Consider the following 14263-nt stretch of genomic DNA (forward strand, 5'->3'; position numbering starts at 1 on the left):
CGACAACGAACCCCTGTGGGAGCCAGCCTGCTGGCGATGGCGGTGTGTCATTCAACCTTTCTTTCGGCTGAACGAACGTCATCGCCAGCAGGCTGGCTCCCACATTGGGAACTGCGTGTATACCCAAATAGTCCATGCGCGGGCTTCCGGATAAGTCTTACTTTCGAAACTGGATAAACCCGACGACCTCTGTGTTTTCAAAAGTGTACCGGCGCGATAAACAGGTTTTGTAACTTAATTTTGCTCGCGCGCCTTTCTAGAATACTTAATTTCCTGACACTGACTGTCGAGCTGCCCATGCCTGCCTTGCGCCGTTTTTCCTTGCCGCTGATCGCCGCGTTTTTTGCGCTGTATGTGATTTGGGGATCGACTTATCTGGTGATCCGCATCGGCGTTGAATACTGGCCGCCGCTGATGCTGGGCGGGGTGCGCTTTGTGATTGCTGGCACGTTGATGTACGCCTTTCTGCGCTGGCGCGGGGCACCAGCGCCGACCTGGGCGCAGTGGAAAGCGGCGGGGCTGATCGGGATTTTGCTGCTCAGTTTTGGTAACGGCGCGGTGAGCGTGGCCGAGCACACCGGTGTGGCTTCCGGGGTGGCGGCGCTGGCGGTGGCGACGGTGCCGCTGTTCACTTTGCTGTTCGGTTATTTCTGGGGCGCGCGTAATACCCGTCTCGAGTGGGCCGGGGTGGCGCTGGGGATTATCGGCATCGCCATGCTCAACATGGGTTCAAACCTGCAATCGAGCCCGCTCGGCGCCGCATTGCTGATTTTCGCTGCGGCGACCTGGGCGTTCGGTTCGGTGTGGAGCAAGTATCTGCCGTTGCCACAGGGGGCCATGGCCAGCGCGGTGGAAATGCTGGTCGGCGGTGTGGTGCTGCTGATCGGCAGCGCAGTGAGCGGTGAACACCTGCAAGCGCTGCCGCCGGTCGAAGGCTGGCTGGCGCTGGCCTACCTGATTTTCTTCGGCTCGATCATCGCCTTCAACTCCTACATGTACCTGCTCAAGCATGTGCGCCCGGCGGCGGCAACCAGTTATGCCTACGTCAACCCGGCCGTCGCCGTACTGCTGGGGATCGTGTTTGTGGGCGAGACCATCGGCATCGAAGAAGCGCTGGCGATGCTGGTGATCATCAGCGCCGTATTGCTGATCAGCCTGCCGCAGTGGCGCCGGCCGAAGCAAGTGCCGGTCGAGGAAGCGCAAGCCGATCCGACGGAAGCGCGGACGAATTAGGGTAAACTGCGCGGCATTGCATCCCCGCGTGATTTTTTCCTACGGTACTCCCATGACTTTCGCCTCCCTTGGCCTGATCGAACCCTTGCTGCGCTCCCTCGAGACGCTCGGCTACCAGACCCCGACGCCGGTGCAGGCGCAAGCTATTCCGGCGGTGCTGGCCGGTCGCGACCTGATGGCGGCGGCGCAGACCGGGACCGGCAAGACCGCCGGCTTCGCCTTGCCGCTGTTGCAGCTGCTGGCCATGGAAGGGCCGAAAGTCACCGCCAACTCGGCGCGTGCGCTGATCCTGGTGCCGACCCGCGAACTGGCCGAGCAGGTCCACGAGGCCGTGCGCCAGTACGCGGAAAATCTGCCGCTGCGCACTTATGCGGTGTACGGCGGTGTCAGCATCAACCCGCAGATGATGAAGCTGCGCGGCGGCGTCGATGTGCTGGTCGCCACGCCCGGTCGCTTGATCGACCTGTTCCGCCAGAACGCGCTGAAACTCAATCAGTTGCAAACGCTGGTGCTGGATGAAGCTGACCGTATGCTCGACCTGGGCTTCTCCGAAGAACTGGCGAACATTTATCGCATGTTGCCGAAAAAGCGCCAGACCTTGCTGTTCTCGGCGACGTTCTCCGATGACATTCGTCTGCTGGCCGGGCAGATGCTTAACGATCCGCTAACCGTCGAAGTCAGCCCACGCAACGTGGCGGCCAACACGGTCAAGCAGTGGATCGTGACCGTGGACAAGAAACGCAAGGCCGAGCTGTTCGTGCACCTGATGCGCAAGAACAAGTGGAAGCAAGTGCTGGTGTTCGCCAAGACCCGCAACGGTGTCGATGCGCTGGTGGAAAAACTCCAGGGCCTGGGCGTCAACGCCGACGGTATTCACGGCGACAAACCGCAGGCGACCCGCCAGCGTGCGCTGGACCGCTTCAAACTCAGTGAAGTGCAGATTCTGGTGGCGACCGATGTGGCCGCCCGTGGTCTGGACATCGAGGATTTGCCGCTGGTGGTGAACTTCGACCTGCCGATCGTGGCTGAGGATTACATTCACCGCATCGGTCGTACCGGGCGCGCGGGCGCGACCGGTGAGGCGATCTCGCTGGTGTGTGCCGACGAAGTGAACATGCTCTCGGCGATTGAAATGCTCACGCGCCAGACCTTGAAGCGTCAGAACGAGCCGGACTTTGAACCTGAGCACCGCGTGCCGGATACCGATGCCAGCGGACAGGTGATCAAGAAGCCGAAGAAACCGAAGAAGCCGAAAGTGTCCGGCGGTGGCGGCAAGCGCAATCTGGGCAAATGGGTGGACAGTGGTGATACGCAGGCGCCGGAGCCGTCGATCAAGCCTGTGCGCAAGGTGCCGGTGTTCAATACCGGACCGCGCAAGCGTAAGCCTTGAAAGCAGCTTCGAGTGGCAAGCTGCAAGCTGCAAGTTAGAAGCGCTTTGCTTTGGCTTGCAGCTTGAAGCTCAAAGCTTGCCGCTGCTTTTAAGCCATTGCAGCATTCCCAGCCCAGCCGCCCGTCCACTGGCAAAACACGCGGTCAGCAAATACCCTCCGGTCGGCGCTTCCCAATCAAGCATTTCGCCGGCGCAAAACACCCCCGGCAGCGCCTTGAGCATCAAGCGCTCGTCCATCGCCTCGAAGGTCACGCCGCCGGCGCTGCTGATCGCTTCGTCCAGCGGACGGGTTTTCACCAAGGTCAGCGGCAGCGCTTTGATCGCCCGAGCCAACAGCGCCGGGTCGGCGAACGTTTCGGCATCGGTCAATTCACGCAACAGCGCCGCTTTCACCCCATCAATCCCGACCTGACTGTGCAGATGCTTGGCCATCGAACGCGAGCCGCGGGGTTTGCTCAACGCCGCGTGCAATTTATCCACAGGGCGGCCGGGCAGCAGATCAATGTGGATAACCGCCGCGCCATAACGATTGATCGCCTCGCGGATCGGCGCCGACAGGGCATAGATCAGGCTGCCTTCGATCCCGGTCGCGGTGATCACGCATTCGCCCAAGCGCGGAACATCGTCGTCCAGGCCAATGGCGATGTTTTTCAGGGGCGCACCGGCGAATTTGTTCACCAGCAATTCGCTCCAGGCCTGCACCTCGAAGCCGCAATTACTCGGCTGCAACGGCGCCAGGGCCACGCCACGCTGCTCCAGCGGCAACATCCACGCGCCGTCCGAACCGAGGCGCGACCAACTGCCGCCGCCGAGGGCCAGCAAAACAGCGTCGGGGCTGACGCGGATTTCGCCGTCCGGGCTGTCGATGCGCAAGGCACCGTGCTCATCCCAGCCGAGCCAGCGGTGGCGGGTGTGGATAACCACGCCGCTGTCGCGCAGGCGTTTAAGCCAGGCGCGCAGCAGCGGGGCGGCTTTCATGTCGGTGGGAAATACGCGGCCGGAGCTGCCGACAAAGGTTTCGATGCCCAGCTCATGAATCCACTGGCACAACGCATCAGCGTCAAAACCGCGCAGCAGCGGGGCGATGTGCGGTGCGCGTTCGGCGTAGCGCGAGAGGAAGGCCGGGTAAGGTTCGGAGTGGGTAATGTTCATGCCGCCGACCCCGGCCAGCAGAAACTTGCGCCCCACCGAGGGCATGCCGTCGTACAGATCGACGCGGACTCCGGCCTGGCTCAGCACTTCGGCGGCCATCAGGCCGGCGGGGCCACCGCCGATGATGGCGACGTGAGCAGTAATGGGGGCGGAGTTCTCGGTCATGGGCTGTGCGCTGCGGTATGGCGGGATAAGGTGCGCATTCTAACAGCGCCGCCCCTTGTAGGAGTGAGCCTGCTCGCGATAGCGGTTGATCAGCCGGCATCAATGTTGAATGTCAGTCCGCCATCGTGAGCAGGCTCACTCCTACAGGGTTTTGCGGGCTGGCTAATTATTAACCAGTCTCCTCACCGCCACGGTCCATATGGCCTGCAACCCCTTTCACTCAGGTTATCCACAGGCAGTTCCACAGCGATTGTGGGTAACGCAGCACACCTCAGTGACAACCGTGTGAATCCCACACCCGTTGCGCGCTGTGATGGAGGATGCCGTGGCGGCGGGCGAGGGCGTGGCGGTCCTTGCTGTAGCCGCCGCCGATCACCCCGACCACAGGTATGTCGCGGCCCAGACAATGGCGCATCACACTTTCATCGCGGGCAGCCACGCCTTCGTCGGTCAATTGCAGATAGCCGAGGGCATCGTCCTTGTGTACATCGACGCCGGCGTCGTACAGCACCAGATCTGGTTGATACAGCGGCAACAGGTAGTTGAGCGTGTCATCGACGACCTGCAGATAATCGGCATTACCCATGCCTTTGGGCAGCGGAATGTCCCAGTCGCTGTCGGCCTTGCGTGCAGGAAAATTCTTCTCGCAGTGCAAGGAAACGGTAATTGCCTCCGGTGTGTCGTGAAGAATCCGCGCGGTGCCGTCGCCCTGATGCACGTCGCAATCGAAAATCAGCACGCGATTGACCCGGCCGCTTTGCAGCAGGTACTGGCTGATGATCGCCAGGTCATTAAAGATGCAGAAACCGGCCGGATAATCGTAATGCGCGTGATGGGTGCCGCCCGCGAGGTGGCAGGCCAGGCCATGCTCCAACGCTTTCTCCGCCGCCAGGATCGAACCACCGACCGCGCGCACCGTGCGCCGCGCCAAGGCTTCGTTCCAGGGCAGGCCGAGACGCCGTTGGTCTTCGCGGGACAACTCGCCGCTCATGTAGCGTTCGATATAGCTGCGGTCATGAGCGAGGGCGAGGATGCCGTTGGGGCAGATCTGCGGCCGCAGCAGATCGGCATCGCGGGTCAGGCCCGTGTTGATCAGGTGATCGCGCAGCAGGCGGAACTTGTCCATCGGGAAGCGGTGATCCGCCGGGAACTCGGGGCTGTAGTCTTCGTGGTAGATCAGCGGCAAAGGCATGGTGATGTCTGGTATCGGCGGGTCATTGGAATTCGGCGCAGCGCTGACGATCCTACCAGCGATGTAGACTGGCGGCATGGAAATGGAGAAGACGATGGAGCCAATACTGGAACTGCAAAGCGCACGCTTGCTGATGCGACAGTGGCAGGACGAGGATTTGCCGGCCTTCGCGGCGATGTGTGCCGATCCGCAGGTGATGCGCTACTTTCCGGCACCCTTGACCCGGCTGGAAAGCGCGGCGGTGATCGGGCGCATACGCGGGCATTTTTCCGAGCACGGCTTTGGCCTGTGGGCGCTGGAGCGCAAGGACACCGGCGAATTCATCGGTTTCACCGGGCTCGGCGTGGTCGGTTTCGATGCGCCGTTCACCCCGGCCGTGGAAATCGGCTGGCGCCTGGCCAAGGAACACTGGGGCCTGGGCTATGCCAGTGAAGCGGCGTGGACCGCGTTGCGCGCCGGTTTCGACCAACTGAAGCTGGAGGAAATCGTCTCGTTCACCGCGCAAAGCAACCTGCCCTCGGAGAAGGTCATGCAGGCAATCGGCATGCACCACGATCCGCAGGATGACTTCGACCATCCCAAGCTTGCCGCCGACCATCCGTTGCGTCGGCATGTGCTGTACCGCATCAGCCGCGAACAATGGTTGCAAACCTTGCATGAATAAGCCGACACGGACGTTTACAATGGCCACCAAATCATTGGCCCGCGCCAGAATCTGAATCGGCCGCCGCAGCCAAGACTGCGCGGCACTGCTTTGTGTGAGGAGAGTCTGAATGAGCCAAGTGTTGGAAGATCTGGTCGACTTGCTGACCCTGGAACCGATCGAAGAAAACCTTTTCCGTGGCCGCAGCCAGGATCTGGGTTTCCGTCAGTTGTTCGGTGGTCAGGTGCTCGGCCAGTCGCTGTCGGCGGCCAGTCAGACCGTTGAAGAAGCGCGGCATGTGCATTCGATGCACGGCTATTTCCTGCGCCCCGGCGACGCCAAGTTGCCGGTGGTGTACTCGGTGGATCGCGTGCGCGATGGCGGCAGTTTCAGCACGCGTCGCGTCACGGCGATCCAGAAGGGCCACCCGATCTTCACTTGCAGCGCTTCGTTCCAGTACGACGAAAAAGGCTTCGAGCACCAGAGCCAGATGCCGGTGGTGGTCGGCCCGGAAAACCTGCCGTCCGAGCTGGAATTGACCCAGCAACGCGCGCACCTGATCCCCGAGCACATGCGCGAAAAACTGCTCTGCCCGAAACCGATCGAAGTCCGCCCGGTCACCGAAAAAGATCCGTACAACCCGCAACCGGCCGATCCGGTCAAGTACGTCTGGTTCCGCGCCGATGGCGCCCTGGCCGACATTCCCGCGTTGCACAAATACCTGCTGGCCTACGCCTCGGACTTCGGTCTGCTGACCACCTCGATGCTGCCGCACGGCAAATCGGTCTGGCAGAAAGACATGCAGGTCGCCAGCCTCGATCACGCGCTGTGGTTCCACAACGATCTGCGCGCCGATGACTGGTTGCTCTACGCCATGGACAGCCCATGGGCCGGTAATTCCCGCGGGTTCTCCCGTGGCAGCGTGTACAACCGCGCCGGGCAACTGGTCGCCTCAGTGACGCAGGAAGGCCTGATCCGCCATCGCCAGGATTGGGCATGAGCCTGGCCGAGGTGCGTCATTGGGTGTTCGACATGGACGGCACCCTGACGGTGGCCGTGCACGATTTCGCCGCGATTCGCGTGGCGCTGGCGATCCCGCCGGAAGACGACATCCTCACCCACCTCGCCGCGCTGCCGGCCGCTGAAGCGGCGGCGAAACATGCGTGGCTGCTCGAGCATGAACGCGATCTGGCGCTGGGTTCGACCCCGGCGACTGGCGCGGTGGAGCTGGTGCGTGAGCTGCACGCACGCGGTTATCGCCTCGGTATCCTCACCCGCAATGCACGGGAACTGGCGCATGTGACGCTGGAGGCGATCGGTCTGGCCGACTGCTTCAAGGTCGAGGACGTACTGGGCCGCGATGAAGCGCCGCCGAAACCACACCCCGGTGGCTTGCTGAAACTGGCGCAGGCCTGGGAGGTGCCGGCCAGCGAGATGGTCATGGTCGGTGATTACCGCTTCGATCTCGATTGCGGGCGAGCGGCGGGGGCGCGGACGGTGTTGGTGAATTTGCCGGACAACCCGTGGCCGGAATTGACCGATTGGCATGCACGCGATTGTGTGGAGTTGCGGCGGATGCTTCAGGCTTAAGGAATATTTTGTTTGTGATGGCCTCATCGCGAGCAGGCTCACTCCTACAATTTGAAATGCGTCCCCCTGTAGGAGTGAGCCTGCTCGCGATAGCGTCGGCACATCCAATAAAAACTCACTGATCGAACAACGCCTTCTGCCCCTCCGCCGAGGTCAGCATCTCATCGCCGTTATGCCCGACCCCAGGCACTTCGATCAGCCGCTGGTTGACGCCTTCCGGATGCCGGCGCAGCAAATACCCGAAATACAGCTTGCCGCGCATCAACCGATAAGCGCCTTGCGCCTCGGCAGCGCAGCTCTTGTCCAGCGCCGGGTGCTCGGGGTCGGTGTCCTGCTGGCCGAGCAGATATATAACTTCGCGTTTGACGTAGCGGCTTTCCACCTGCAGCGGCGTTTGCCCACCGGCGTACACCGGCATGTCGGCGAGGCCATACTTCCAGCGATTGAAGCCCGGACAGGCAGCATGATCGAACGCCACCGGCCGCTGCTCGTTGAAATAGGCGTAGGAGGACGGATTGGCGACGACGTAGCGCAAGCGGATGCCGTTGATTTTCAGCGCTGGCTGGTCCTTGGCGAGCAGGGCATAGCGTTGCACAACCTGAGCGCCGCCGGAGTGGCCGAAGATCACCACCTGCTTCACATCGGGGAACTGCTTGCGATCACTGACGCGCGCGACGATCTCATCGAGGGCTGCGTAGGAGCTCAACGGATTCGGCCCGATCGACAAGCCGCCGCCCATCCAATCGTTGCCCTGCCAACGCAGCACTGTCGCGGGCAGCGAATACAGGGCGACGTCGCTTTCATTGAGAAACTGCGGCGCGATCACCAGTGTGTGGCTGCTTTGCCCGGCCAGTTCAGTGGCGCTTTCCGCGCTCTTGCGGTAAGTCTCGGCGTTGCGCAAGCGGCCATGAACCACGATCACTACGCGCTCGATTTTCTCTGGCGCCGGGCCGATGCCCACCGCCATTTCTCCGGCCTTGAGTTGCAAGCGACCGGGGCTGACCGCATCGACACCCGCAGCTTGCGCTGTGCCAGCAACGATCATTAACGCCAAAAGCCATTTATGCATTTACAGGTTTTTCGCCGCGAAGGTGTCGCACTGGCCGACCTGGCCTTGCGCGAATCCGGTTTTGAACCAGCGCACCCTTTGCGCCGACGTGCCGTGGGTAAACGAGTCTGGCACGACTCGGCCCTGACCCTGTTGTTGCAGGCGATCATCACCGATGGCGTTGGCGGCGTTCAAGGCTTCTTCGATATCGCCGGGCTCAAGCCAGTTGAGACGCTTCTGCGCGCTGTAAGCCCAGACGCCGGCGAGGCAGTCGGCTTGCAGTTCCTGCCGCACCAACAGACCGCCGTCGCCTTCCATCTGCCGACCTTGCTGGCGCGCGGTCTGCATTTTCGCCGAGACGCCGAGCAGCGTCTGCACGTGGTGGCCGACTTCGTGCGCGATCACGTAGGCCTGGGCGAAGTCGCCGGCGGCTTTGAAACGTTGCGACATTTCCTGGAAGAACGCCATGTCCAGATAGACTTTCTGGTCGGCCGGGCAATAGAACGGGCCGCTGGCCGAAGTTGCCATGCCGCAGGCGGAATTGACCCGATTGCTGAACAGCACCAGGGTCGGCTCTTTGTATTGCCGCCCGGCCTGCTGGAAAATCGCGCCCCAGGTGTCTTCGGTATCGCCGAGGATCGAACGGACGAATTCGGCTTGCTCATCGTTGGCCGGCGGTGCCTGACGGGTTTGCGAGGTCGGCGCCGGTTGCTCCATTTGCCCGGTCAACTGACCGAGAATCTGCAACGGGTCCTGGCCGGTGATCCAGCCAATGCCGACAATCAGCAGGATCGCCCCCAGGCTCAGGCCCTTGCCACCGCCAAAACGCATACCGCCGCCACCGCCTGAGTCATCACCCCGGGCGTCGACGACGTTGTCACTGCGTCGGCCTTTTTTCCATAGCATGTGGGAATCCTCTTTTATTGCCGGTGATGAATCAGATGGTGATGAGTGTTGCCGCTGTGTGAGTGTGGCGCCAGTCCGGTCGTCCGTCCATTCACCAGTGCCCGCGTCGGGCGGGCTTGTTATTGACGGTCGGCAGGTCCGCAAATTCAATCCACAGCAGAATTTCTCCGGGCATTTGCGTGAACTGGCACTTTAGACAGCAGTCTGTGATGGGGCAGGCTGCGCGCCGACATGGCCGGAATCTTGCCTTGCTCTTTTGCTCAACGGCGGTTTCCCGGCGAAGATGTTTCAGGTCGGTTCGGCTTGCTGAAAGCTCGGCCAGCTATGCTTGCCGCAGCCGATCGCCATCGTATTGTTCTCAGAGATTGCCAATGACCGTCAGCACTCCGCTCTCCGGCGTCAACCAGCCCTTCAAGGGGATTCTGCTGATTGTCGTGGCGACGTTTCTGTTTTCCAGCCACGACGCGTTGTCGAAATACCTTTCCGGTTTCTATCCCATCGTAATGGTGGTGTGGGCGCGTTATGTGGTGCACACCTTGTTGATGGCGGGGATCTTTCTGCCGCAATCCGGGTTGCGCGTGCTGCGCACCAAAAAACCGTTGTGGCAACTGGCCCGCGCGCTGTGCCTGCTCGGCACCAGTCTGTTTTTCACCACGGCGCTGCTGTACATCCCGCTGGCCGAAGCTACGGCGGTCAACTTTCTTGCCCCGGTATTGGTCACGGCGTTGTCGGTGCCGCTGCTCAAAGAACGGGTCACGCGCGGGCAGTGGATTGCGGTGATCTGCGGTTTTATTGGTGTGCTGATCATCGTCCATCCCGGCGGTGAATTGTTCACCCCGGCGATCCTGCTGCCGTTCTGTTCGGCGCTGTTCTTCTGCTTCTATCAATTGCTGACGCGCAAGCTCGCTGAAGTCGACAGTCCGACCACCAGCAACTTTTTCGCCGGGTTGTGCAACACCTTGGTGATGAGTGCGCTGGTGCCGTTCTTCTGGCAGGTGCCAACGCTGACTCACGCCGCGCTGATGCTGGCGCTGGGCAGTTGCGGGATGACTGCGCACCTGTTTCTGACCCAGGCGTTCAGGCATGCCGCGCCGGCGCTGCTGGCGCCGTTCGGTTATTGCCAGATCGTGTTTGCCGGGTTGCTGGGCTGGTTGCTGTTCAGTCACACGCCGAGTTTGCTGACGGTGGTCGGCATCGCAGTGATCTGTTGCAGCGGGCTGGCGGCGGCGTGGCAGCAGAGCCGCCGCTGAAGAAACGCAACCCCATGTTGGAGTGAGCCTGCTCGCGATGGCGGCGGATCAGGCGACATTTTCATCGACTGACGCACCGCTATCGCGAGCAGGCTCACTCCTACAGGGGATGGTTGCGAGGCAGGGTTATTCGCTGACAGTCGGGATCTTGCGCGGTGCCATGAAGTACATCCACGTCAGCGCAAGGAAATACATCGCCGGAATCAGGGTGAACAACACGGTGTAGTTATTGTTGGTGACGGTGAGGATATGGCCGACGATCTGGGTCATGAACATCCCGCCGATGGCCGCGCACATGCCGCCGAAACCGAACACCGTGCTCATCATGTGCTTGGGCGTATAGTCCATTACCAGGCTCCAGATGTTCGCGGTCCAGGCCTGGTGCGCACCGATCGCCAGCGAGATCGCCGCCACCGCTACCCACAGATTCGCCGTACCGGCCGCCATGACCACGCCGATGATGCAGCAGGCGAACAGCAACATCGACAGCAGCCGCGCCTTGATCGAGTTCATCCCGCGACCGATCAGGAACGACGAGAGAATGCCGCCGCCGACACTGCCGAAGTCGGCCGTGACGTAGATGATGATCAGCGGAATACCCATCTGCGTGACGTTGATGCCCAGGTTGTATTGCTGATTAAGAAACGGCGGCAGCCAGTACAGATAGAACCAGAACACCGGCGCGGTCAGCGAGTAGGCGAGGGCGAAGGCCCAGGTGCCGCGCATCCGCAGGATTTTCGAGAACGGCACGCGGGCCTGCTCCGGTTCGACTTCTTGCTGAATGTAGTCCAGCTCCGACTGTTTCACGCTCGGGTGATCTTCCGGGTTGAAATACTTCAAACCCCAGAACAGCAGCCAGATCCCGCCCAGTGCCGCCATGCACAGGAACGCCGCCTGCCAGCCCCAGACATGCAGCACCAGCGGCAGCAGCATCGGCGTGAACATCGCGCCGACGTTGGTACCGGCGTTGAAGATGCCGGTGGCGACTGCGCGCTCGCCGGCCGGGAACCACAGGCGGGTGGTTTTTACGCAGGCCGGGTAGTTGGCCGCTTCGGTGAGGCCGAGGATGAACCGGCAGACCATGAAGCCGACCGCCGACGTCGCCAGACCGTGGGCACCGGTGGCCAGGCTCCACAGCAGTACCGCGCAGAAAAACACGCGCTTGACGCCAACACGGTCGATCAAGCGACCTTGCAGGACGAAACCGATCGCGTAGCCAACCTGAAACCAGAAGTTGATGTTGGCGTAATCCATCGCCGTCCAGCTCATCTCCTTTGCAAGGATCGGCTGCATGACGCCGAGGGCGGCGCGGTCGATGTAGTTCAGGGTGGTGGCGAAGAATACCAGCGCCAGCATGCCCCAACGGGTCTTGCCGACGGCCATGGCGCCGCGGATCTTGTCGCCGATGCCACCCGTGGCAGTGCTCATGGCCGGAGCCATGCGGGAAGTCTGTGAAGGAATCATGTGTTCCACCCGTTTTTGGATTTGTTATTTGGTGTGCTTTTGCTTGCACGCTGCGACCGGTGGTTCAGATCCGGACTCAATGTGCGGTCGATGTTGGGCAGTGGACGAAAAATCGTCAATTCGCCAAACCGCCATTGTGTTCGATAATCGCACGCAAAACTAACCGGGTAGTACACTTTAAATTGCTGCCGGAAACGATGCAGCCAATAATTTGCTCATCCTATAAAAGCGGCGCGGCTCACGCAGCCGCCGTCTCCAGCGGGAGTTCAAACATGCAGCGTTCCATTGCCACCGTTTCCTTGAGCGGCACCCTGCCGGAAAAACTCGAAGCTATCGCCGCCGCCGGGTTCGACGGCGTGGAGATTTTCGAAAACGACCTGCTGTATTACGACGGTAGCCCGCGCGAAATCAAGCAGATGTGCGCCGACCTCGGCATCGCCATCACGTTGTTTCAGCCGTTCCGGGATTTCGAAGGCTGCCGCCGTGATCGGCTGGCGCGCAATCTGGAACGCGCCGAGCGCAAGTTCGACCTGATGCAGGAACTCGGCACCGACCTGGTGCTGGTGTGCAGCAACGCCGCGGCCGACAGCGTCGGTGATCAGCAGATTCTCGTCGATGACCTGCGCCTGCTGGCCGAACGCGCCGGCGCCCGCGGTTTGCGCATCGGTTACGAGGCGCTGGCCTGGGGCCGCCACGTCAACACTTATCAACAGGTCTGGGACATCGTGCGTCAGGCCGATCATCCAAGCCTTGGCGTGCTGCTCGACAGCTTCCACACCTTGTCGCTCAAGGGCGATCCCGCGGCGATTGCCGAGATTCCCGGCGACAAGATCTTCTTCGTGCAAATGGCCGACGCGCCGATCCTGCAAATGGATGTGCTGGAGTGGAGCCGGCATTTCCGTTGCTTCCCGGGGCAGGGCGAATTCGATCTGCCGGGCTTTCTCGCACCGATCATTCAGAGCGGCTACAGCGGGCCGTTGTCGCTGGAGATCTTCAATGACGGCTTCCGCGCCGCGCCGCCGCGGGCCAATGCTGCCGATGGTCTGCGCTCGCTGCTGTATCTGGAAGAGAAGACCCGCCAGCATCTCGAGCAGCAAGCCGAACTGGTGTCCAATCGCGAGATTCTGTTCGAAACGCCGAAGGCCAGCGAATACAACGGCATCGAATTTCTCGAGTTCGCCGTCGACGAGGCGCTGGGCGCCAAGCTCAGCCATTGGCTGGAGCGCCTCGGTTTCGTCAAGGCCGGGCAGCATCGTTCCAAGAGCGTCAGCCTGCTGCGTCAGGGCGATATCAACCTGATCCTCAACTCCGAGCCGTATTCCTTCGCGCACAGTTTCTTTGAAGCCCATGGCCCGTCGTTGTGCGCCACGGCGGTACGGGTCAGGGACAGCGCCAGTGCGCTGGCCCGGGCCGTTGCCTATAAAGGTCAGCCTTATCGTGGACTGGTCGGCCCCAACGAACTGGAACTGGCGGCGGTCCGTGCGCCGGACGGCAGCCTGATTTATCTGGTGGATGAAGAGGCGGACGTCTACGGCACCGATTTCAATCTGCTCGCGGACGCGCAGGCCCGTGGCGGCCTCAAGCGCATCGATCACATGGCCATGGCGCTTCCGGCAGACAGCCTCGACAGCTGGGTGCTGTTCTATAAAAGCCTGCTGGACTTCGAGGCCGATGACGAAGTGGTGCTGCCTGACCCGTACGGCCTGGTGAAGAGCCGCGCCTTGCGCAGCCGCGACAGTTCGATCCGCTTGCCGCTGAACATCTCCGAGAACCGTAACACCGCGATTTCCCACGCGCTGTCGAGTTATCGCGGTTCTGGCGTGCATCACATTGCCTTCGATTGTGATGACATCTTCGCCGAAGTCAGTCGCGCCAAAGAGGCGGGCGTGCCGTTGCTGGACATTCCACTCAATTATTACGACGACCTCGCGGCGCGTTTCGATTTCGATGACGAGTTTCTCAGCGAACTGGCGTATTTCAACGTGCTGTACGACCGCGATGCCCAGGGCGGTGAACTGTTTCACGTCTACACCGAACCATTCGAAGGACGGTTCTTCTTCGAGATCATCCAGCGCAAGAACGGCTATGCCGGTTACGGCGCGGCCAACGTTGCCGTACGTCTGGCGGCGATGGCCAAATCGCGCAGCGGTGCGGTGCGCCAGGCGAAGTTGTAGGAAATTCGTAAACGCGGTGTTAAACGCAGGCTGCGCGGCTTCCTTCACTGTGTCGC

General features: G+C 61.5%; 12 protein-coding genes. 7 read left to right on the forward strand and 5 right to left on the reverse strand.

The annotated features are described in order from the left end of the window. Positions 1–297 precede the first annotated feature (297 nt). Both yedA and J3P93_RS04085 read left to right on the forward strand, forming a co-directional pair. Complete coding sequence (gene yedA / locus J3P93_RS04080) at positions 298–1233, forward strand: drug/metabolite exporter YedA (protein ID WP_203419590.1); 936 nt, start codon at positions 298–300, stop codon at positions 1231–1233. A gap of 52 nt (positions 1234–1285) precedes the next feature. Then, on the forward strand, positions 1286–2623 hold the full coding sequence (locus J3P93_RS04085) for a DEAD/DEAH box helicase (protein ID WP_203419589.1): 1338 nt from the start codon (positions 1286–1288) through the stop codon (positions 2621–2623). 69 nt (positions 2624–2692) lie between these two features. Here the strand turns inward: J3P93_RS04085 and J3P93_RS04090 are convergent, their stop codons facing one another. Together J3P93_RS04090 and J3P93_RS04095 are read right to left on the reverse strand one after the other, a co-directional pair. Then, positions 2693–3940, reverse strand: a complete 1248-nt coding sequence (locus tag J3P93_RS04090) for a TIGR03862 family flavoprotein (protein WP_434595296.1) — start codon at positions 3938–3940, stop codon at positions 2693–2695. A gap of 271 nt (positions 3941–4211) precedes the next feature. Then, a complete protein-coding gene (locus tag J3P93_RS04095; protein WP_434595299.1) occupies positions 4212–5132 on the reverse strand; it encodes a histone deacetylase family protein in 921 nt (306 codons plus the stop codon). A 94-nt stretch (positions 5133–5226) separates the two neighbouring features. Here J3P93_RS04095 and J3P93_RS04100 point away from each other — a divergent pair, with 94 nt between their 5' ends. The 3 genes from J3P93_RS04100 (at position 5227) to J3P93_RS04110 (ending at position 7365) form a co-directional block, all read left to right on the forward strand. Continuing rightward, positions 5227–5796, forward strand: a complete 570-nt coding sequence (locus J3P93_RS04100; RefSeq protein WP_203419587.1) for a GNAT family N-acetyltransferase — start codon at positions 5227–5229, stop codon at positions 5794–5796. 109 nt (positions 5797–5905) lie between these two features. Continuing rightward, complete coding sequence (tesB, locus tag J3P93_RS04105) at positions 5906–6775, forward strand: acyl-CoA thioesterase II (RefSeq protein ID WP_208939671.1); 870 nt, start codon at positions 5906–5908, stop codon at positions 6773–6775. Continuing rightward, positions 6772–7365 carry an HAD family hydrolase gene (locus tag J3P93_RS04110; RefSeq protein WP_434595303.1) on the forward strand — a complete coding sequence of 198 codons (594 nt, stop codon included), beginning with the start codon at positions 6772–6774 and terminating at the stop codon, positions 7363–7365. The genes tesB and J3P93_RS04110 overlap by 4 nt, the downstream gene beginning before the upstream one ends. A 115-nt stretch (positions 7366–7480) precedes the next feature. On the opposite strand, the gene J3P93_RS04115 is transcribed toward J3P93_RS04110, so the two are convergent. Together J3P93_RS04115 and ypfJ are read right to left on the reverse strand one after the other, a co-directional pair. Next, on the reverse strand, positions 7481–8434 hold the full coding sequence (locus tag J3P93_RS04115) for an alpha/beta fold hydrolase (RefSeq protein WP_434595306.1): 954 nt from the start codon (positions 8432–8434) through the stop codon (positions 7481–7483). After that, positions 8435–9319 carry a KPN_02809 family neutral zinc metallopeptidase gene (gene ypfJ / locus J3P93_RS04120; RefSeq protein ID WP_434595308.1) on the reverse strand — a complete coding sequence of 295 codons (885 nt, stop codon included), beginning with the start codon at positions 9317–9319 and terminating at the stop codon, positions 8435–8437. Positions 9320–9690: 371 nt separating this feature from the next. Here ypfJ and J3P93_RS04125 point away from each other — a divergent pair, with 371 nt between their 5' ends. Beyond that, entirely contained in the window at positions 9691–10569 is an 879-nt protein-coding gene (locus J3P93_RS04125) for a DMT family transporter (RefSeq protein ID WP_090286526.1), read from the forward strand. A 126-nt stretch (positions 10570–10695) separates the two neighbouring features. Here J3P93_RS04125 and J3P93_RS04130 read toward each other — a convergent pair whose 3' ends face one another. Further along, positions 10696–12033: an MFS transporter gene (locus J3P93_RS04130; protein WP_203419584.1), complete on the reverse strand. Its 1338-nt coding sequence runs from the start codon at positions 12031–12033 to the stop codon at positions 10696–10698. 272 nt (positions 12034–12305) lie between these two features. Between J3P93_RS04130 and quiC the strand changes: the two genes are divergently transcribed. Next, complete coding sequence (quiC, locus tag J3P93_RS04135) at positions 12306–14207, forward strand: 3-dehydroshikimate dehydratase QuiC (protein WP_434595312.1); 1902 nt, start codon at positions 12306–12308, stop codon at positions 14205–14207. The last annotated feature ends 56 nt before the right edge of the window (positions 14208–14263 follow it).

The sequence above is a fragment of the Pseudomonas sp. R3-57 genome, assembly GCF_051132065.1.
Lineage (GTDB): Bacteria > Pseudomonadota > Gammaproteobacteria > Pseudomonadales > Pseudomonadaceae > Aquipseudomonas.

Coding starts and splice junctions, on each gene's coding strand:
- yedA (WP_203419590.1), top strand. CDS start 298: ATGCCTGCCTTGCGCCGTTTTTCCTTGCCGCTGATCGCCGCGTTTTTT.
- J3P93_RS04085 (WP_203419589.1), top strand. CDS start 1,286: ATGACTTTCGCCTCCCTTGGCCTGATCGAACCCTTGCTGCGCTCCCTC.
- J3P93_RS04090 (WP_434595296.1), bottom strand. CDS start 3,940: ATGACCGAGAACTCCGCCCCCATTACTGCTCACGTCGCCATCATCGGC.
- J3P93_RS04095 (WP_434595299.1), bottom strand. CDS start 5,132: ATGCCTTTGCCGCTGATCTACCACGAAGACTACAGCCCCGAGTTCCCG.
- J3P93_RS04100 (WP_203419587.1), top strand. CDS start 5,227: ATGGAGCCAATACTGGAACTGCAAAGCGCACGCTTGCTGATGCGACAG.
- tesB (WP_208939671.1), top strand. CDS start 5,906: ATGAGCCAAGTGTTGGAAGATCTGGTCGACTTGCTGACCCTGGAACCG.
- J3P93_RS04110 (WP_434595303.1), top strand. CDS start 6,772: ATGAGCCTGGCCGAGGTGCGTCATTGGGTGTTCGACATGGACGGCACC.
- J3P93_RS04115 (WP_434595306.1), bottom strand. CDS start 8,434: ATGCATAAATGGCTTTTGGCGTTAATGATCGTTGCTGGCACAGCGCAA.
- ypfJ (WP_434595308.1), bottom strand. CDS start 9,319: ATGCTATGGAAAAAAGGCCGACGCAGTGACAACGTCGTCGACGCCCGG.
- J3P93_RS04125 (WP_090286526.1), top strand. CDS start 9,691: ATGACCGTCAGCACTCCGCTCTCCGGCGTCAACCAGCCCTTCAAGGGG.
- J3P93_RS04130 (WP_203419584.1), bottom strand. CDS start 12,033: ATGATTCCTTCACAGACTTCCCGCATGGCTCCGGCCATGAGCACTGCC.
- quiC (WP_434595312.1), top strand. CDS start 12,306: ATGCAGCGTTCCATTGCCACCGTTTCCTTGAGCGGCACCCTGCCGGAA.